At 59.0% G+C, this 18,905-nt stretch carries 15 protein-coding genes; 8 read left to right on the forward strand and 7 right to left on the reverse strand.

What is annotated here, in order from left to right; all coding sequences use genetic code 11:
- From D882_RS0110520 to fdnG, 3 genes are read right to left on the reverse strand one after another with little or no spacing between them, the layout of a single operon-like run.
- Positions 1–654 carry a formate dehydrogenase subunit gamma gene (locus tag D882_RS0110520; protein ID WP_027923192.1) on the reverse strand — a complete coding sequence of 218 codons (654 nt, stop codon included), beginning with the start codon at positions 652–654 and terminating at the stop codon, positions 1–3.
- Positions 651–1,586, reverse strand: a complete 936-nt coding sequence (gene fdxH / locus D882_RS0110525; RefSeq protein WP_027923193.1) for a formate dehydrogenase subunit beta — start codon at positions 1,584–1,586, stop codon at positions 651–653. Before fdxH ends, D882_RS0110520 begins: the two co-directional genes overlap by 4 nt.
- Positions 1,587–4,652, reverse strand: coding sequence for a formate dehydrogenase-N subunit alpha (fdnG, locus tag D882_RS0110530; protein WP_155953720.1), 3,066 nt, complete (start codon positions 4,650–4,652; stop codon positions 1,587–1,589).
- A gap of 310 nt (positions 4,653–4,962) precedes the next feature.
- On the opposite strand from fdnG, the gene D882_RS0110540 reads away from it, so the two are divergent.
- The 6 genes from D882_RS0110540 (at position 4,963) to D882_RS0110565 (ending at position 10,586) form a co-directional block, all read left to right on the forward strand.
- The gene (locus tag D882_RS0110540) at positions 4,963–6,117 is read left to right on the forward strand and encodes a MalY/PatB family protein (protein WP_027923196.1); all 1,155 of its coding nucleotides are present in this window, start codon (positions 4,963–4,965) and stop codon (positions 6,115–6,117) included.
- Between the two features lie 220 nt (positions 6,118–6,337).
- Entirely contained in the window at positions 6,338–7,195 is an 858-nt protein-coding gene (locus D882_RS0110545; protein ID WP_027923197.1) for a glucose 1-dehydrogenase, read from the forward strand.
- Between the two features lie 152 nt (positions 7,196–7,347).
- Complete coding sequence (locus D882_RS0110550; RefSeq protein ID WP_027923198.1) at positions 7,348–7,959, forward strand: Yip1 family protein; 612 nt, start codon at positions 7,348–7,350, stop codon at positions 7,957–7,959.
- A 45-nt stretch (positions 7,960–8,004) separates the two neighbouring features.
- Positions 8,005–9,348, forward strand: coding sequence for a sodium:proton antiporter (locus D882_RS0110555; RefSeq protein ID WP_027923199.1), 1,344 nt, complete (start codon positions 8,005–8,007; stop codon positions 9,346–9,348).
- Positions 9,349–9,536: 188 nt separating this feature from the next.
- Positions 9,537–9,833 (forward strand): hypothetical protein, encoded by a 297-nt coding sequence (locus D882_RS0110560; RefSeq protein ID WP_027923200.1) that lies wholly within the window; start codon positions 9,537–9,539, stop codon positions 9,831–9,833.
- Positions 9,834–10,109: 276 nt separating this feature from the next.
- Positions 10,110–10,586 (forward strand): hemerythrin domain-containing protein, encoded by a 477-nt coding sequence (locus D882_RS0110565; RefSeq protein ID WP_027923201.1) that lies wholly within the window; start codon positions 10,110–10,112, stop codon positions 10,584–10,586.
- 69 nt (positions 10,587–10,655) lie between these two features.
- Here the strand turns inward: D882_RS0110565 and D882_RS0110570 are convergent, their stop codons facing one another.
- Positions 10,656–12,578, reverse strand: a complete 1,923-nt coding sequence (locus tag D882_RS0110570; protein WP_027923202.1) for a PAS domain-containing sensor histidine kinase — start codon at positions 12,576–12,578, stop codon at positions 10,656–10,658.
- Between the two features lie 147 nt (positions 12,579–12,725).
- Here D882_RS0110570 and D882_RS0110575 point away from each other — a divergent pair, with 147 nt between their 5' ends.
- Entirely contained in the window at positions 12,726–13,478 is a 753-nt protein-coding gene (locus D882_RS0110575; RefSeq protein WP_027923203.1) for a DJ-1/PfpI family protein, read from the forward strand.
- Here D882_RS0110575 and D882_RS0110580 read toward each other — a convergent pair.
- The 3 genes from D882_RS0110580 to D882_RS0110590 form a co-directional block, all read right to left on the reverse strand.
- On the reverse strand, positions 13,459–14,358 hold the full coding sequence (locus tag D882_RS0110580) for a zeta toxin family protein (RefSeq protein WP_027923204.1): 900 nt from the start codon (positions 14,356–14,358) through the stop codon (positions 13,459–13,461). The genes D882_RS0110575 and D882_RS0110580 overlap by 20 nt on opposite strands.
- A 128-nt stretch (positions 14,359–14,486) precedes the next feature.
- Complete coding sequence (locus tag D882_RS0110585; RefSeq protein WP_027923205.1) at positions 14,487–16,766, reverse strand: ATP-dependent DNA helicase; 2,280 nt, start codon at positions 16,764–16,766, stop codon at positions 14,487–14,489.
- Positions 16,763–18,430, reverse strand: coding sequence for a VRR-NUC domain-containing protein (locus D882_RS0110590; protein ID WP_027923206.1), 1,668 nt, complete (start codon positions 18,428–18,430; stop codon positions 16,763–16,765). The genes D882_RS0110585 and D882_RS0110590 overlap by 4 nt, the downstream gene beginning before the upstream one ends.
- Positions 18,431–18,601: 171 nt before the next feature.
- On the opposite strand from D882_RS0110590, the gene D882_RS0110595 reads away from it, so the two are divergent.
- Positions 18,602–18,826, forward strand: coding sequence for a YgdI/YgdR family lipoprotein (locus tag D882_RS0110595; protein ID WP_027923207.1), 225 nt, complete (start codon positions 18,602–18,604; stop codon positions 18,824–18,826).
- The last annotated feature ends 79 nt before the right edge of the window (positions 18,827–18,905 follow it).

The following is an 18,905-nucleotide window of genomic DNA, read 5'->3' on the forward strand; positions in this document are numbered from 1 at the left end:
TTATCCTTTTTTGCTGATCGGCGGATCGGGGTGTTCGTCGCGCGTCACTTCGCGGTACCAGAGTTCATGGTGTTTTTTTGCCCAGGCGCGGCTGACCCAGCCATGCACCATGGCGCTGACCGAGCCCTTGATCCAGATACCGGCGTAGATGTGGATGATGATGCTCAACACCAGCACAAACCCCGCCAACGCGTGCAGCAGCATGGCCCAGCGAATCGCAGTGATGCCGAAATAATCGCTGAAATACGCGCGCCAGATGACCAGTCCGGTCAACAACAGCGCAAGCATGCAGGCCAACAAGGTCCAGAACAGCAGCTTCTGTCCGGGGTTGTACTTGCCAATGGGCGGCACGCCCTCCTCCTCGTTTTGAATCACTCTGTCGATCCGCTTGAGCCACAAGCCGTCATTGCGGATGAAGAAGTTGGCCCGCCAGAAGCGAAACACCAACCCGAGGAACAGCACGAACATCACCACGCCCATGAAGGGATGCAGGATCCGCGTCCACGGGCCACCACCAAACAGGTTGCTGAGCCAGAACAGCGCCGGATGAAACAGCGCCAGCCCGGACAATGCGGCCATGAAAAACAGGATCGCCACCAGCCAATGATTGGTGCGCTGGCCAGCGGTGTAGCGCAGGATCTGTTTGCGGATCATGGTCTGTCCTCCCCGCGCGGATCAAAGGTATGCACCGATGGATCGACTTCGTGCACCGCGTTGTCCTTGAGCAGCGGCAACTCATCCTCCTCCACCACCTGCGGCCCGGTGCGCACGTAATGGAAGAACCCGGCCAGCACCGCCAGGCCCATCGCGAGCAAGCCCAAGGGTTTGCTCACGCCTTTCCACAGCCCCACCAACGGACTGATCGCCGGGTCTTTCGCCAGCCCGGCGTACAGTTGCGGCGTGTCGGCGTGGTGCAGCACGTACATCACGTGAGTACCGCCGACACCGGCCGGGTCGTAGAGGCCAGCGTTTTCAAAACCACGGCTTTTAAGATCGACGATCCGTTCGGCCGCATGTTCCTTCATGTCTTCCTTGGTACCGAAGACGATGGCGCCGGTCGGGCAGGTTTTCACGCAGGCCGGTTCCAGTCCGACTTCAACCCGGTCCGAACACAAGGTGCATTTGTACGCCTTGTGATCCTTTTGCGAGATCCGTGGAATGTTGAACGGGCAACCGGTGATGCAATAGCCGCAGCCGATGCAGTGGTCCTGGTCGAAATCGACTATGCCGTTGGCGTGTTTGATGATCGCGCCGGGGCTGGGGCACGCCGCCAGGCAACCGGGTTCGGCGCAATGCATGCAGCCGTCCTTGCGGATCAGCCATTCAAGGTTGCCGGCGTCGGTTTCATGCTCGGTGAAGCGCATCAGGGTCCAGGTTTCTGCGCTCAAATCCTGCGGATTGTCGTAGGTGCCGAGGTTGTGGCCGACGTCGTCGCGCAGCTCGTTCCATTCAGAACAAGCCACCTGACACGCCTTGCAGCCAATGCACTTGGTGGTGTCGATCAGCTTGGCCACTTCCTCCTGATTGCGCACCGAAGGCGGGACAGTCGTGGTGGCCGAACGGGCAATGATGTCTTGGCTGGCCATCTAGACTTTCTCCACGTTGACCAGGAATGACTTGGATTCCGGGGTCTGTGTGTTGCCATCGCCGAGGAACGGCACCAGGGTGTTGGTCAGGTAACCGTGACGCGTGAGCCCGGTAAACCCCCAGTGCAGCGGGATACCGATCTGGTGCACCACTTGGCCGTTGACCTGCAACGGACGAATCCGCTTGGTCACCACCGCTACCGCTTCGATGTGCCCGCGCTTGCTGCTTACCCGCACACGGTCGCCGGCGACGATGCCTTTTTCCTTGGCCAGCACTTCGCCGATTTCGACAAACTGCTCCGGTTGGGCAATCGCGTTGAGCTTGCAGTGCTTGCTCCAGAAGTGGAAATGCTCGGTCAAGCGGTAACTGGTGGCCGCGTACGGGTAATCCTTGGCCACGCCGAGGGAATCCCACACCGAATCGAAGATCCGCGCCGCCGGGTTGCTGGTGGCTTTTTTGTTGGTCGGGTGCAGCGGGTTGATGCCGATCGGCGTTTCGAACGGCTCGTAGTGTTCGGGGAACGGGCCTTCGTTCATCTTGTCGACGGCGAAGAACCGCGCCACGCCTTCGGGGTTCATGATGAACGGATTCATCCCTGCTTCCGGTGGCACGTCGGCCTTGTAGTCGGGCACGTCGGTGCCGCCCCAGACCTTGCCGTTCCACCACACCAGGCGTTTTTTCGGGTCCCAGGGCTTGCCTTGTGGATCGGCCGAGGCGCGGTTGTAGAGAATCCGCCGGTTCGCTGGCCAGGCCCACGCCCAGCCTTGGTGCTGGTGCATGCCATACGGATCGCTGTTGTCGCGCCGGGCCATCTGGTTGCCGGTTTCGGTCCAGCTGCCACAGAAAATCCAGCAACCGGACGCGGTGCTGCCGTCGTCCTTGAGCTGGCTGAACGCGGCCAGTTGCGCATTGCCCTTGATCGCCGCGCCCGTGGCATCGGTGAAGTCAGTGGTGGCGTAGCCGTTGATTTCCTTGGCCAGTTCTTCCGGTGAAGGTTCGTCGGGGACCTTGTACTGCCACGACAGTTTCAGGATCGGATCGGGATAGGCGCCGCCCTTCGCTTCATAACGCTGACGCAGGCGCAGGAACAGTTCGGCCATGATCCGGATGTCGGTTTGTGCTTCACCCGGCCCGTCGGCACCTTTCCAGTGCCATTGCAGCCAGCGACTGCTGTTGACCAGCGAGCCGTCCTCCTCGGCAAAACAGGTGGTGGGCAGGCGAATCACTTCGGTCTGGATGTCGGCACTCTTGACATCGTTGTACGGCCCGACATTGCGCCAGAACTCCGAGGTTTCGGTGGACAGCGGGTCCATCACCACCAGCCATTTCAACTTGGCCAGCGCCGCCATCACCCGGTTTTTGTCAGGCAACGCCGCGATGGGGTTGAAGCCCTGACACATGTAGCCATTGACCTTGCCCTGGCCCATCAAGTCGAACACTTTGAGGATGTCGTAGTTGGGAATGTCCAGTTTCGGCAGGTAGTCGTACGCCCAATTGTTCTCGGCCGAGGCGTTACCGCCATACCAGGCTTTCATCAGGCTGACGTGGAACTTGCTGTAGTTCTGCCAGTAGGACAGTTGCCCCGGACGCAACGGTTTTTGCGTGCGTTTGGTGATGTAGGCGGCGTATTCCTGCTCGGCGTCGGTCGGCAAGGTGAGGTAACCCGGCAGCGAGTTGGACAGCAAGCCAAGGTCAGTCAGGCCCTGAATGTTGGAGTGTCCGCGCAAGGCGTTCACGCCACCGCCGGGCATGCCGACATTGCCCAGCAGCAATTGCACCATTGCCGCGCTGCGGATGATCTGCGAGCCGATCGAGTGCTGGGTCCAGCCCAATGCATACAGGATGGTCATGGTCTTGCCCGGCACCGAGCACGTGGCGATCTCATCCCAGATTTTTTGCATGGCATCGACCGGCATCCCGCAAATCTGGCTCGCCAGGTCGATGTTGTAGCGACTGTAATGCTGCTTCATCAGTTGATAGACGCAGCGTGGGTCTTGCAGGGTCGGGTCGATCCTGGCAAAGCCGTCCTCACCGAGTTCATAGCCCCAGCCGGATTTATCGGTGTAGCTGCGCTTGGCCACGTCGTAACCGCTGAAGATCCCGTCCTCGAAGCCATAACCGGCTTTGACGATGAACGACACGTCGGTGTAGTTGCGCACGTATTCGTGCTGGATCTTGTCCTCGGTCAGCAGGTAATTGATCAGCCCGCCCATGAAGGCGATGTCGGTGCCGGTGCGAATCGGCGCGTAATAGTCGGCCACCGAGGCCGTGCGGGTGAATCGCGGGTCGACCACGATCAGCCGCGCCTTGTTGTGCGCCTTGGCTTCCGTCACCCATTTGAAACCGCACGGGTGCGCTTCTGCTGCGTTGCCGCCCATCACCAGAACCAGATTCGCGTTGGCGATATCGGTCCAGGTATTGGTCATGGCACCACGGCCGTACGTCGGGGCAAGACTTGCCACCGTCGGGCCGTGTCAGACACGCGCCTGGTTATCAAACCCCAGCATGCCGAGACTGCGAATGACCTTGTGGGTGAGGTAGCCCGCTTCGTTCGATGCCGCTGAGGCGGCGAGGAAACCGGTGGTCAGCCAGCGGTTCACCGTTTGGCCTTGGGCATTCTTCTCGATGAAGTTGGCGTCGCGGTCGGCCTTCATCAGGTCGGCGACGCGGTCCAGCGCTTCATCCCAGGAGATGCGCGTCCACTCGCTGCTGCCGGGCTTGCGCACCTGCGGGTATTGCAGGCGACCGGGGCTGTGAATGAAATCCAGCAGGCCCGCGCCTTTGGGGCACAGGGTGCCGCGGTTGACCGGGTGGTCGGCGTCACCTTCGATGTGGATGATGCTTTGCGCGACATTCTTGGCCGTATCGCCCTGGCTGTACATGATCAAGCCGCAACCGACCGAGCAATACGGGCAGGTGTTGCGGGTTTCATGGGTGGCGGCAAGCTTGAAGTGACGCACCTGCTCGGCAAAGGCCAGCGTCGGGGCCATGCCCAACGCGCCCAGGCTCGAGCCTGCAAGGCCGATACCAGCGACCTTGAAGAACTGACGACGGCTGAGGTCCATCGTGCACTCCTGATCAGGTGGAAATCCGGGACGTTGCCGGACTTTTCAATCAATCACGGTGACGGCAGCCGGGCTGCCGACACTAGAAACTCTAGACAACGCCGACGCGCCCGGTGTGAAAACCGACCGTCGGGCACGCCGGGACATCAGCCAAACCACAAAACCTGTAGGAGCCGAGCTTGCTCGCGATAGCGGTGTATCAGCCCCCCTCAATGCCGACTGTAGCGGCCTCATCGCGAGCAAGCTCGCTCCCACAGGGATTGGCGATTATCATGGCGACCATTACCAGCCCGTAGTTACGAGACCGCGCATGACTTTCGATTTTGATCAGGTGTTCGACCGCCATAACACCGGTAGCACCAAATGGAGCCGCTACCCGGCCGACGTGCTGCCGATGTGGGTGGCCGACATGGATTTTGCCGCGCCGCCGATGATCATCCGGGCCCTGCAAAAACGCCTGGAACACCCGATGGTCGGCTACAGCGTGGCCCCGGATGACCTGCGCGACGCCATCGTCGCCGACCTCTGGAACAAATACGCCTGGCGCGTCGAGCCGCAAGAGCTGATCTTCCTGCCGGGGGTCGAGTCGGGTTTCAACATGGCCCTGAAAGCGCTGGTCCAGCCGCCCCAGAACGTTGTGGTGCAAGTGCCTAACTATCCGCCGCTGCGTCACGCGCCGGGGCATTGGGGCCTGAACAAGGTCGAGCTGAATTTCGATGCGCAGGCGGACGGCACCTACACCACACCGCTCTCCACCCTCAAACAATCGCTGCAAGGTGGCGGCGCCTTGCTGCTGAGCAACCCGCACAACCCGCTGGGCAAAGCCTTCCCGCGCGAAGAGCTGCAAGCGATTGCCGACATCTGCCTGGAACAGGGTGCCTGGATCATCTCGGACGAGATCCACGCCGAGCTGTGTTTCGACGGACGCAAGCATGTGCCGATGGCGACCCTGAGCGCGGACATTGCCCGGCGCACGATCACGCTGATGTCAGCAAGCAAGGCCTACAACATCGCCGGCCTGAAAACCTCGTTCATGATCATTCAGGACCGCGCCCTGCGCGAGAAGGTCAACCACGCCCGTTGCGGCATGGTCGACAGCGTCAACCCGCTGGGCCTGGAAGCCACCCGCGTCGCCTACAGCGAAGCCGGGCCGTGGCTGGCGGAACTGAGCGCGTACCTGCAAAGCAACCGCGATTACCTGGTCCACGCCGTTCGCACCCGCCTGCCGGGCGTCACCATGAACGTGCCGCAAAGCACCTACCTGGCGTGGCTCGATTGCTCGGCGCTGGGCCTGGACAACCCGCAGCAGTTCTTCCTCGAGCAAGCCAAAATCGGTTTGAGCCCGGGCCTGGACTTCGGCGATGACGCCGGGCAGTTCGTGCGTCTGAACTTCGGTTGCCCACGGGCGTTGCTCGAAGAAGGTATCGCGCGGATGGAGCGCAGCTTGCGTAATCGCAGGACCTGACCCACACCACATTTCCCTTGTAAGAGTGAGCCTGCTCGCGATAGCTGAGAGTCAGTCGACATAAATGCTGACGGGTGTACCGCTATCGCGAGCAGGCTCACTCCTACAGGGGGGATGTGTGGGGAATTTGGAATTGTCGGCACCTCAAATCCAACCGAACTCAAGACAAAACCCCAGGGTCAACCCTTTGACCCGATTGCCTTGAATCCGGAGATTGAAGATGACTGACTATCCAAACCCCCCCTTCCCCAAACAACCGCAAGCCGTCCCCGGTTCGCAGCGCATCATGCACCCGGTGCCTGACTGTGGCGAGCAGTCCTATAAAGGCTCGGGCCGGTTGCAGGGCAAGATCGCCCTGATTACGGGAGCCGACAGCGGCATCGGCCGTGCGGTGGCCATTGCCTTCGCCCGTGAAGGCGCAGACGTCGCCATTGCTTACCTGAATGAACACGAAGACGCGCAGGAAACTGCGAACTGGGTCGAACAGGCCGGTCGTCAAACTCTGCTGCTGCCCGGCGACATCGCGCACAAAGCCCAGTGCCAGGCCTTGGTCGACAAGACGGTCGAGCGGTTCGGGCGCATCGATATTCTGGTCAATAACGCCGCGTTCCAGATGAGCCACGACAGCATCGAGGACATCACGGACGAAGAATGGGTGATGACCTTCGACGTGAACATCACCGCCATGTTCAGGATCTGCAAGGCGGCACTGAAACACATGAAGGCCGGCAGTTCGATCATCAACACCAGTTCGGTGAACTCGGACCTGCCCAAACCCACTCTCCTCGCCTACGCCACCACCAAGGGCGCGATTGCCAATTTCACCGGTGGATTGGCGCAGATGCTCGGGCCGAAAAACATCCGGGTGAACAGCGTGGCGCCGGGGCCGATCTGGACGCCATTGATTGTCTCGACCATGCCCGATGACGAAGTGCAGCATTTTGGTTCAGAGACTCCGCTCGGGCGGCCAGGGCAACCGGTGGAAGTGGCGCCGATTTATGTGTTGCTCGCATCGGATGAGGCCAGTTACATCACCGGCCAACGCTACGGCATCACGGGCGGCAAGCCGATCCTGTGAACCCGACCTGTAGCAGCTGCCGAAACCGGCCCCTGTAGCAGTTGCCGAAGGCTGCTACAGGGCGCGGGTTTCAGCGGAAAAAATGAACCCCCGGCGAATATCCCCCCTCAATAGTGTTAAGCCCCCCATCACGGGTCGCTGAGGAGGTCGTCATGTCCGCACCTATCGTGAAACTCTTCACCCAACCGAACTTCGCGTGGACTGATATCCGTCGCGAAGAAGAAGCGCACCCGCGCCACTATCTCGCTCATTTGCTGCTGCTCGCCTTGATCCCCGCCGTGTGCCTGTTTATCGGGACCACCTATGTCGGCTGGAGCCTGGCCGAGAACGAAACGGTCAAGCTCAGCAGTGCCAGCGCCCTGCAGCTCTGCGTGTTGCTGTACATGACTATTGTTGCCGGCGTCGCGGTGATGGGCGGTTTCATCCGCTGGATGTCGCGCACGTTTGACGCGCGCCCTACCCTCAATCAATGCATCGGGTTTGCCGCGTATACCGTGACGCCGTTCTTCCTGGCAGGCATCGCCGGGCTGTACCCGAGTCGCTGGCTCGCGATTCTGGTGCTAGGCGCCGCGTCGATCTACTCGACGTTCTTGCTGTTTGTCGGCTTGCCGACCTTCATGCACGAGCGCAAGGAACAAGGCCTGCTGTATGCCGCCAGCGTGTGGGGCGTGGGCTTGCTGGTTTTAGTGACTATTCTGGTGGAAATGATTCTGGTGTGGTTCAACCTGCTGTCGCCTGAATACCTGCGCGCAACGGTTGGGTGATCGCCTCAATTCCTGTACCGCACCTCCTGCCCGGCGAGTTAAGACATGAGCTTCATTCTATGGGTGGCGGTGCTGGGTGCCGTGCTGTTGACACTGGCGTTGACGTCGTCGTACCTGCGCTGGATGCCGGTGACCACCTCGGCAGTGTGCCTGGTGCTGGGCGTGGCCATCGGACCGGGTGCACTTGGTTTGCTGAAGCTCAACACCAATGACGCCGCTGACTGGATGGAGCACCTGACAGAAGTCGCGGTGCTCTTTTCGTTGTTCGTCTGCGGGCTGAAATTGCGCCTGCCGCTCAAGGACAAGGCCTGGCGAATCGCTGTCGGGCTGGCCGGGCCGGTCATGGTCTTGACCATTGGCGGCGTCTGCCTGCTGTTGCACTACGGCTTCGGCGTATCGTGGGGCGCCTCGGTCCTGATCGGCTCGATTTTGGCGCCGACCGACCCGGTTTTGGCTGCCCTCGTACAGGTCAACGATGCACGGGATGACGACCGGGTGCGCTTTGGTCTGTCGGGCGAGGCCGGGCTCAACGATGGCATCGCGTTTCCGTTCGTGATTCTAGGATTGCTGTTGTTGCAACACGACGGCGATCCCGGCTGGCTGGGCCACTGGGCGCTGAACAGTCTGCTCTGGGCCGTCCCTGCCGGTTTACTCACCGGTTATTGGATGGGGCGCGGCATCGGGCGCGTGACGCTGACGCTGCGTATCCAGAATGATGACAGTACGCTGTCGCCGAATGACTACCTCGCCCTTGCATTGATTGCCTTGGCCTATGTCGGGGCCGAAGCTATTCATGCCTATGGATTTCTCTCGGTGTTCGCCGCCGGCCTCGGCTTGCGTCAGGCCGAAGTCAGTACCACGGGCGAATCGCAAGAGCCCGCCGAGCATCTGGTCCAGCCCGTGGTGGGTCATCAGAATGTCGAACCGCAACATGCGATGCGTGGCAACACCGACCATCTGGAGGACGGCCAGGTGGCGGCGGGCATCATGATGAGTGACATGCTCGCCTTCGGCGGCCTCGTGGAGCGGGCCATGGAGGTGTTTCTGGTCACGCTGCTGGGCGTGGTGCTGATTGCCCACTGGGATTGGCGCGCCCTGCCCATCGGTGGTGTGCTGTTTTGCCTGATCCGACCGCTGAGTGTGGCCATCATGCCTTGGGGCCGCTTGCTTGACTGGCGTCAGCGAGCCTTGATCGGCTGGTTCGGCATACGCGGCATCGGCAGTCTTTATTATCTGTTTTATGCGTTGAACCACGGGCTCGGGCAGTCGGTTGCGTCGCTGTGCACTGATCTGACCTTATCGGTGGTCGCGCTGAGTATCCTGATTCACGGCATCACCACCCAGCCGCCCCTCGCCCGTTACGAACGCCTGAAAAAACAGGTTATTTGATTTTTTCTCTGCATTTCATCTGCGGATTTATCGAATTTTCGCCTGCAAAAAATTGAAATCCCTTTTTCTCCCGGCAGTCACATATTCAATCCCGCTGTGTTTGTGTCGCGCGGGCTCCGACAGGTTCGGTTCCACTGTGGCAACGACGCCTATTCAAAGGAACCCTGGAAAAGAAAAAGGTGCCGGTCATGATCGAATGTTCCTCCCCCGATGAAATCAAAGCCTGCCGGGCATTCGCCCTGGAACGTAACCGTCAGATGTTCGAAGAGGCCCAGGACCTGAGCCGATGTGCGTTCGAGATGCTTGATGGCGGCGATCTGGATGTGGAACTGTTTGATCGCTATCGCGCATTACGCCGTAAAGCCGATTTGAAGTTTCAGGAAGCGATTGACCATTTGCGCCTGCTCAACGAGGACTTCCCGCCGATTCCGCTGTCCGTCAGCAATTCTCATCCTCTGCGCCAGCAACTTGAACACCGAGCCTGAGCGTAAAAGAAGCCCGGCGATTGCCGGGCTTTTTTTTGCCTCCGAAACGACGCGTTGTCCGGGTTGCTCGTGCGGCACTGCGAACTGCATGAGGCAAATGCCGGACTCATGCAGCCTGCACGGGTGAAATTGCCCATTAGGCGGCTTAACTAATTGATTTAAAAGACGGTTGATTCCAGCCAAAAATCGGCACGACTCCTGCTCTATTCCCTCAAGCGACTATCGGCCACTGAGACCGTGTGCGCTCATCCCCGTGACGACTTGAGAGACTTGACCATGAACGCCATCGATCTGTTGAAAGCTGACCATGAACGTGTAAAAGGCATCTTGAGCCAACTGAGCGAATCCACTGAACGCGGCGTTAAAAAACGCACGGAGTTGCTGGCCAAGCTTGAGATGGAAATCAGCATTCATACGCGACTTGAGGAAGAAGTCCTGTACCCGGCTTATAAAAAGGCCGGCGGCAAGGAGCAGGACGTGATGTATTACGAAGCCAAGGAAGAGCACCGCACCGTGGACTCGCTGGTGCTACCGGACCTGAAAGTCACCGACCCTTCCACCCCGGAGTTTGCCGGTCGAGTCAAAGTGGTCAAGGAACTGCTGGAACACCACATCGAAGAGGAAGAAACCGAGATGTTCCCGCAGGCGAAAAAACTGCTGGGCAAAGCGACGCTGGACGAACTGGGCGCGCAGATGGAAACGCTGAAGGTTCAGTACAAAAAAGAACTGAGCGACCGTAATCTCGCCGCTTGAACATTCACTTAAACTCGACGCTGTATCGGTGGCGAGGGAGCAAGCTCCCTCGCCACAAGTTACCCGTTGTCACTTCATGGCCTGGGCAATGATTTCAACAAGGTTGAGTTGAGTAAACGGCTTGGACAACCGCGGCAGTTCGACCGCAAAGCCTTCCAGCCGCTCGGCATACCCCGTGGCAAGGACAATCGGCTGGTCCGGCTGCAGGATCCGGATCGCGTGTGCCAGTTGTGCGCCATTCATCAGCGGCATGGCCATGTCGGTAATGACCAGATCGATACCCGGCGTGCTCGCGAACAGCTCCAACGCTTGGGCGCCGGATGTCGCACTGATCACCCGGTGGCCGAGGTCTTCGAGCAACAGGCCGGTGCTGGTCAACACCAGGCTGTCGTCGTCCACGACCAGGACGCACAGCCTGTACTCGGGGGACACTGCCTCGTCATCGGCAACCTCGGGAATGATCGAAGCCGTCGTGGCGGCAGGTATCCACAGTTCGGCTCGAGTGCCACTGCCCACCTGGCTCTTGAGGATAAATCGCCCGCCCAGTTGTTCGAGAAATCCATGAACCATCGACAACCCGAGGCCGGTGCCTTTGCCGACGCCTTTGGTGGTGAAGAAAGGGTCCATTGCCGACGCCAGGGTAACGGCATCCATGCCATCGCCCGTATCGGTGATGCTCATGCAAACATATTGGCCCGGCGCCAGGGCTAGCGCGCAATGTTCGTGAACCTCTTCAGTCTGGGCGCCGATGACGATTTTGCCACCATGGGGCATGGCATCGCGGGCATTGGTGGCAAGGTTGAGCACCGCCAGTTCGAGCTGATTATTGTCCGCCATGACCGGCACCAATCCTGGTGAAAAGCGGGTCTCGAGTTGCACTGACGGGCCGAGAGCGCTGCGCAACAGACCGCTGATTCCCTCGATCAATCCGGGTATTTGAAGTGATTCGGATTTGAGTTCCTGACGTCTGGCGAACGCCAGCATGCGCTGGGTCAGGGAAACACCGCGCAAGGCGCCTTGGGTGGCGTTGTCGATCAGCCGCATGACCTTCGGATCATCAGCGACGCGTTTGCGCACGATCTCAAGGTTGCCAAGGATCACCGTCAACAAGTTGTTGAAGTCGTGGGCAATCCCGCCGCTGAGTTGGCCGATGGCCTGCATTTTTTGCGCCTGGAACAACGCCTCGCGGGTTCGCTCAAGGTCTTGCTGGGCCAGGGTCGCCTCCGTGATATCGCGGGTAATCTTGGCAAAACCCAGCAGCGTGCCGGTATCGCCCCAGATCGGGTCCACCACGACATGAGCGTAAAACCGTGTACCGTCCTTGCGCACGCGCCAGGCCTTGTTTTCGAATCGTCCCTCTCGTATGGCCGTTTCCAATGCCCGTTGCGGTTCACCGGCTTCTCGGTCTTCAGGGGTATAGAACATCGAGAAGTGTTTACCGATGACCTCTTCGGGCCGGTAGCCCTTGATGCGCTGGGCGCCCTGATTCCAGTTGGTCAGGCATCCATCCGGAGCGAGCATATAGATGGCGTAATCAGTGACGCTTTGCACCAGCAACCGGAACTGTTGCTCGCTTTGCTTGAGGGTTTCCTCGGCCATTTTACGGTCGGTGAGATCCCGGGTGATTTTGGCGAACCCCAGCAACTTGCCGGTCGGGTCGAGAATGGGGTCGATCACCACGTGCGACCAGAAATGCGTACCGTCCTTGCGCACCCGCCAGCCCTCGCCTTCGAAACGGCCTTCATCAATGGCCGTGTCCAGTGCGCGCTGGGGCAAACCGGCACGTCGATCTTCTTCGGTATAGAACCGCGAGAAGTGCTGGCCGAGAATCTCCGCTTCCTCGTAGCCTTTGAAACGCCGGGCGCCGGAGTTCCAGCTGGTGATGATGCCATCGGGATCGATCATGTAGATCGCGTAGTCCACCACAGCATCAATCAGCAGGCGAAAACGCATCTCCTCGATGGAGTTGGTTTTGGACGGCACATCACTCATCGATCACACTCGCGACTATCGTTTTTATGGAGTATGCGGCAAACCATGGGTTTGGAAAGCCACAACTCGCTTGTTCAGTGGAGTACAGGCTGCAGACCACCTATGCTCGACGCCAACGGCCATTTCCGGCAGATAAAAGGCGCCTCCATGATCCTGATGTTATTGCCGACCTGCGACTACGACCCGACCGAGAGCAGCGTGCCCTGGCAAGCGATGCGCAGCGCCGGGATCGAGGTACGTTTTGCCACACCGCAGGGGTTGCCTGCCTACGCCGATTCGCGCCTGGTGGAGATTGGCTTTGGTCCGCTCAACCCGTTGCTGATGACACGCAAGCCCGACCTTGCCAGCTACAGGCAAATGACCGAAGACGCATCATTTCGTAAACCGCTGTCCTATGACGCTGTGGACCCGAGCAAGTTCGACGGGTTGTTGATTCCTGGTGGCCATGCCAAGGGCATGCGCAGCTTGCTGGAATCTGCTCAGGCACAGCGGATCGCCCTGCACTTTTTTTACGCAGACAAACCGGTGGCCGCAGTGTGTCACGGTGTTCTGCTGCTGGCCCGCACCCTCTACCCCGAAACTGGATTATCTGTACTTCGGGGGCGCAAGGTTACCGCGTTGGTAGCCAACACCATGGAGCTGCCTGCCTGGGCAATGACCGCGCCCTGGCTTGGTCGTTATTACCGAACTTACCCGCAGACGGTCGAGGCGCAAGTCACTGCCGCCCTTTCCAGCCCCGCAGATTTCCTGCGGGGCCCCTTTCTCGCCGTACGTGATTCGGCGGACCAGCCACGACGAGGTTTTGTCGTCAGCGATGGCCAGTTATTGACCGCTCGCTGGCCGGGAGACTGTCATCGCTTTGCCGCCGAATGGGTACGGCTTATCGGTACACGTATTTGACGATGTAGGCATACAGGTCGTTGTAAACGAAGTCAGGCACCAGTGTGGCGTGTGCCTGGGTTTTGAGTAATGCCAGGTGGCATTCCTTCAGCATCTCGTCACGCTCCCTCTTGGTGTAGACGTGGTTATTGATGATGTCGGCATAGGTGCTGTACGCGGTCGGAGCCGTTGGAGGGGTTACCTCGGTCGCGTCTTTGGTATAAGTCTTCTGGAAGCGCGACACCCGCTCTTTCAACCCGCCGAGGCCGCGTTCATACACCGTGATCTGTGAGCCGCTCACCGCTTTGGAAGCGGTTTCAAAAGCCAGGATGATCGCCTGTGCATTACTCATGCTGGCGTCGAGGGAGGCGAGCGTGACGAACCTTTCCAGTTCCTTTTTTTCCAGGCTGCTCAGCGCTCTTTTGATGCTCGACACGTGAGCGAACGCTTGAATGCATCCAACGATATGTGTCTCGAACTGATAACCGGCGGCGGTTGCCAAGGGAGGAAAAGTGGCGAAGTCGAGGCTGTCGAACGCGCATTCCATGATGATGTTGTATTTGAGGGTGAAGGCTTCAGTGAAAATCTTACCGCTGACCTCCCGGACAAAAGCTTCCGTATGCTTATACGCATGCAGGACGCCACGCTTGATCATCTCGGCGTATTGGGGGTGTTTTTCTCGATACTCGGGCAAATAAAGGCGAACAAAATGCTCATAGCGCTTTGAAGGCAGAAGGTTTTTTTCCAGTAGATAGGTTTTGCCCGAGCCTTGCAAACCGGCAACGATCAGGACTTTGGGCGTCGCCTGGGCAGTGATGCCGCGAAACAACGTCGCTTTGATCTCATTGAAGGCGGCAGTGACCTGCTCCTGGGTGTAAACGTATTGCGGCGTTAGTGACATACCTTGATTTCCTTATCAAAGAATCGCTTGGAAGTGATGACCTGCCCTTTCAATAAAGCGCCGATTGGGCGTTTGTTCAAATCGGTGTGTCTTTCAAGATATATCACTGTTTTTTAAAAGGAATATTCCTACTCGATAGCGCGAAAATGCGTCGGTTCAACCGACCACCAACGTGGGAACAGCTGTTTAACCTTGCTCTCGCCAAACCGGTCATCAATAAGCATCACCACCCCCTGATCCTGCTGGGTGCGGATCACCCGTCCTGCCGCCTGCACCACTTTTTGTACGCCTGGAAACAGGTAGGTGTAGTCATAACCGGCACCAAAAATGGCGGTCATGCGGTGTTTAATCTGTTCGTTGATCGGGTTGAATTGCGCCAGGCCCAGTGTGGCGATGAACGCGCCGATCAACCGTGCGCCCGGCAAATCGATACCCTCACCAAATGCACCGCCCAACACCGCAAAGCCGACACCCTGACTGTGCGCGGTGAACTGGTCGAGAAAGTCCTGGCGCTGCGCTTCACCCATTCCCCGGGATTGCGACCACAGCGTGATATGCGGATGACGCTCGGCCAGTAACTGCAAGACTTGCTGCAAATAGTCGAAGCTGCTGAAAAACGCCAGGTAGTTGCCGGGGCGCTGGCCAAACTGTCGGGCGATGAGTTCGACAATCGGCTCAAGCGACGCCTGCCGATGAACGAAGCGTGTGGAGATCTGGCTGACGATGTGCACCTGCAACTGGTCGGCATGGAACGGTGATTCAACGTCGATCCATACCGTGTTCGCCGGGGTGCCCAGCAAATCGCTGTAGTAATGTCGCGGGCTCAGTGTCGCCGAAAACAGCACTGTGCTGCGCGCAGCGGTCAGGCGTGGACGGATGAAACCGCCCGGCACGACGTTGCGCAGGCACAGTTGCGACAACGGACGCTGGCGGTCGAGGTCGCGTTTGCTGATGTCGAACAGGAATTGTTCATCAAAAAGTTCGGCGACCCGACAAAACTGCAGCATCTCGAAGTAGAAACTTTGCAGCGTGCTGTCCAGTCCCTGCGGGTGATCGTTGAGGTAGTCGCCAATGCTCGCGTTGCATGTAAACAAAGCCTGGAGCAGTTTTTCCGGTGCCTTGTCGTACGCCTGATACGCACCGGGTTGCTGGTTATGCAGGGCATTCCATTCCCGGTTGACCCGCTGCAAGGATTTTTTCAGTACTTCAGGCGCGGTTTTGCGCACGCCGTTGAGGGTCGACTGGTCGAGACTGGCGCTGTACATCTGCCGGCCGCGCTCCACCAGATTGTGGGCCTCGTCGACCAGCACCGCGACCGTCCAGTTGTTGGCTTGGGCGAGACCGAACAGCAACGCACTGAAATCGAAGTAATAGTTGTAGTCTGCGACCACCACGTCTGCCCAACGGGCCATTTCCTGGCTCAGATAATAAGGGCAGATCTCATGGGCCAGCGCCACCTCGCGCAAGGCCGCCTGATTCAACAGGCTCAATTGGCTGGCAGCTTGGCGAGCGGCGGGTAATCGATCATAGAACCCTCGCGCCAACGGGCAGGATTCGCCGTGGCAGGCTTTGTCCGGGTGCTCGCAGGCTTTGTCCCGGGCGATCATCTCCAACACTCGAAGCGGCGGTGCACCGGTGCTTTGCAGGATCACCTGCGCCGCATCCAGCGCGAGCTTGCGTCCCGGCGTCTTGGCGGTGAGAAAGAACACCTTGTCGAGTTTTTGCGGCGCCAGAGCCTTGAGCATCGGGAACAGCGTGCCCACGGTTTTACCAATGCCGGTCGGTGCCTGCGCCATCAGGCAGCGCCCGGTACTGACGGCTTTGAACACGGATTCGGCCAGGTGACGCTGACCCGGACGAAAGCCCGCATGGGGAAACGCTAATTGTTGCGCGGCCTGATTGCGCACATCGCGATGGGCCATTTCCTGCTCGGCCCAGTGCAGAAACAGCGCGCAATGTTGTTCGAAGAACGGCTGCAGTTGCGCCGCGCTGAACGCCTCGACCAGACAGGTTTCCTTTTCGCTGACGATGTCGAAATACACCAGCGCCAGGTTGATCTGCGCCAGGTCCAGCTTGCGACACATCAACCAGCCATAGATCTTGGCCTGCGCCCAGTGCAGCTGTCGGTGGTTGGCCGGTTGTTTGCTCAGGTCGCCACGATAGGTTTTGACTTCTTCCAGGCAGTTTTGAGCTGGATCATAACCGTCCGCCCTGCCCTTCACGCTCAAGGTTTTGTACGTACCTTCCAGGGCCACTTCGCTTTGATATCCGTCACTGCGCCGGGACGCGACCGTGCGGTGCCCGACGATGCCTTCCAGCGCCGTCGGTGACGGGGTGAAACGCAAGTCCAGGTCGCCGACCTTGGCGGTGAATTCACACAGGGCCCGGACCGCGATGCTATAGCTCAAGCGCTCTGCTCCGCCCATTGCACATAGCAGACCGCGATGGGCATCTGATGCTCATGACAGAATTCCAGCCAGCGCAATTGGTTGTCTTGCAGGCGGTCGCCCGGGCCTTTGACTTCGATCATGCGGTAGGTTTTTTGCTGCGGCCAGAACTGGATCAGGTCGGGCATGCCGGCGCGGTTGGCCTTGATGTCCAGCAGCAGGCGGTTGAACCAGTGCTTCAGATGTTCTGCCGGCAGACAATCGAGCGCCTGATCCAGCAACGTTTCGTTCAGGATGCCCCAAAACACGAACGGTGACTGCACGCCCCACTTGGCGGCATAACGTTCGCGAATCGTCTGCCGGTAACGAGCGTCATCGAGTTCGGCCAGGCATGCCTCGAACAGCTCGGCACGGCGCGCGCAAAAGTCTTCATTCAACAGGTCAACCGGCCCACGCTGGAACGGATGAAAGAACGCCCCCGGCAGCGGCGCGAAAATGGCCGGCCAGCACAACAACCCAAACAGCGAATTGATCAGGCTGTTCTCGACGTAATGCACCGGTGCCTGTTCTTCCTCCAGATGCGCCTGTACATAATATTCCACCGACAGCGCCAGATCGGTTCTGGGCAACTGCAGATCCAGCCGTTGCATGGGCCGCGGGGCGGCTCGCTTGAGCGCCGGACCGCCGAGTTTGCGACGCAGTCTGGGCAGTACACGCAGTAAATGCTGATGCTCGGTGGCACTTTCCGGCAACTGCTGTGCGTGGTTCGCCAGGTCCAGGGCGAGCTGGTACTCACCGCAGCGCTCCAGCACACGAATCATCCGCACCCGAGCGCCGGGGTAGGCGCAATCGCGGTAAATCGCCAGCGCGCTGGAGAAATCGGCAATACGCTCACAGTGCTGACCGATCTGGAACAGCAACTTGCCACGTCGACGCTGCAACCACGGGTTGCCGAGTATCAGCCCGTTGACCTGCTCGACGATGGCTGCCAGCGGCTCACCCGCTTCGAAATGCTGTTGGCACTGATGGAGGAACAGACAGGCGTCCACGTCGTCACGGCTGCGCAAACCCCGGGATTCGGCGCTGAATTCAACTTTTTCGTAGGTAAAGATGCCAAGGTCGGCCAGCACGAACTCGGACCAGTCCTGATAGAGGTTGCCGAAAAACATCAGTCGGAGCCGGTCACACAGGTCCATGATGGTCAGGGTGAACAGTCGGTCATCCAGTGCCGGGCACCATTGGGCAAAGCTTTTTGGTTCTGGAAACTGCTCGCTTAACAGCGGCAGCCAGTCACTTTTCTTGCCTTTGGGCTGATCAATCGCAGCGCCAAGGCAGTGAACAATCTCGGCCTTGAGCAGCACGTCGAACAACTCCCCGATGTGCAACGGCGACTCATCAGAGATCCAGCCTGCCGCCAGCAACGGTTCGGCCGCGCTGACGATGTCACCGATTTCGGCATAACTCAGTTTACCGGCCCTGAAATGCACACCCTTACGCATCACCATCCTGACCAGCAGCCCCCGCGACGCCTTGGGTAGCCGAATGAAATCACCGATGAACGCTTGCTCTTCTACACTTAATACATCGGCATAACGATGTTCAAGCCAGTCAAGCACTTGCATGAAGTTGTTGAGGTAATAGAACGGGTCATCGAGGGGATTTGCAGTCACAAGGAAAAGCGCCATGGCAAGCGAGTACTGGTTATGCGTACAGATAACAGCTACCCACCGTGTGGTGCAAACGGAAAAAGATAAGCGGCGGCGTTATTCGGTCATTTTCGGGCGGGCATCGAACTTTCTGCCAATCGATGGCACCAACCGGCATAGAGGTTTTTTTCAGCATTGTGAGAGGTGGACATGAACATCAAAGCCCTGGGTTTTCCGCTGGCCGCAGCGGCCTTGTTGGTGCTGGCCGGTTGCTCGACGCCAACGGTGGTAACCCTGCAGAACGGCACCCAGTATTTGACCAAGGACATGCCGAAAACCAAGACCAAGGACGGCTTCTACGAATTCGAGGATATTTCCGGGGCGAAAATCAAGGTCAATGCCAAGGATGTGGCGACGGTTCGCCAGGAAGACTGAGGACCCAGTTATCGTTCTTCGCGAGCAGGCTCACTCCTACAGGGGTTTTGTGCCGTTCACAAATCCCTTGCAGGAGTGA

It is taken from the genome of Pseudomonas sp. URMO17WK12:I12, assembly GCF_000514395.1.
Taxonomy (GTDB): Bacteria; Pseudomonadota; Gammaproteobacteria; order Pseudomonadales; family Pseudomonadaceae; genus Aquipseudomonas; species Aquipseudomonas mucoides.

What these genes read in the sequence shown, in the direction of transcription:
- D882_RS0110520 (WP_027923192.1), bottom strand. Translation starts at nt 654, where the DNA reads ATGATCCGCAAACAGATCCTGCGCTACACCGCTGGCCAGCGCACCAAT.
- fdxH (WP_027923193.1), bottom strand. Translation starts at nt 1,586, where the DNA reads ATGGCCAGCCAAGACATCATTGCCCGTTCGGCCACCACGACTGTCCCG.
- D882_RS0110540 (WP_027923196.1), top strand. Translation starts at nt 4,963, where the DNA reads ATGACTTTCGATTTTGATCAGGTGTTCGACCGCCATAACACCGGTAGC.
- D882_RS0110545 (WP_027923197.1), top strand. Translation starts at nt 6,338, where the DNA reads ATGACTGACTATCCAAACCCCCCCTTCCCCAAACAACCGCAAGCCGTC.
- D882_RS0110550 (WP_027923198.1), top strand. Translation starts at nt 7,348, where the DNA reads ATGTCCGCACCTATCGTGAAACTCTTCACCCAACCGAACTTCGCGTGG.
- D882_RS0110555 (WP_027923199.1), top strand. Translation starts at nt 8,005, where the DNA reads ATGAGCTTCATTCTATGGGTGGCGGTGCTGGGTGCCGTGCTGTTGACA.
- D882_RS0110560 (WP_027923200.1), top strand. Translation starts at nt 9,537, where the DNA reads ATGATCGAATGTTCCTCCCCCGATGAAATCAAAGCCTGCCGGGCATTC.
- D882_RS0110565 (WP_027923201.1), top strand. Translation starts at nt 10,110, where the DNA reads ATGAACGCCATCGATCTGTTGAAAGCTGACCATGAACGTGTAAAAGGC.
- D882_RS0110570 (WP_027923202.1), bottom strand. Translation starts at nt 12,578, where the DNA reads ATGAGTGATGTGCCGTCCAAAACCAACTCCATCGAGGAGATGCGTTTT.
- D882_RS0110575 (WP_027923203.1), top strand. Translation starts at nt 12,726, where the DNA reads ATGATCCTGATGTTATTGCCGACCTGCGACTACGACCCGACCGAGAGC.
- D882_RS0110580 (WP_027923204.1), bottom strand. Translation starts at nt 14,358, where the DNA reads ATGTCACTAACGCCGCAATACGTTTACACCCAGGAGCAGGTCACTGCC.
- D882_RS0110590 (WP_027923206.1), bottom strand. Translation starts at nt 18,430, where the DNA reads ATGGCGCTTTTCCTTGTGACTGCAAATCCCCTCGATGACCCGTTCTAT.
- D882_RS0110595 (WP_027923207.1), top strand. Translation starts at nt 18,602, where the DNA reads ATGAACATCAAAGCCCTGGGTTTTCCGCTGGCCGCAGCGGCCTTGTTG.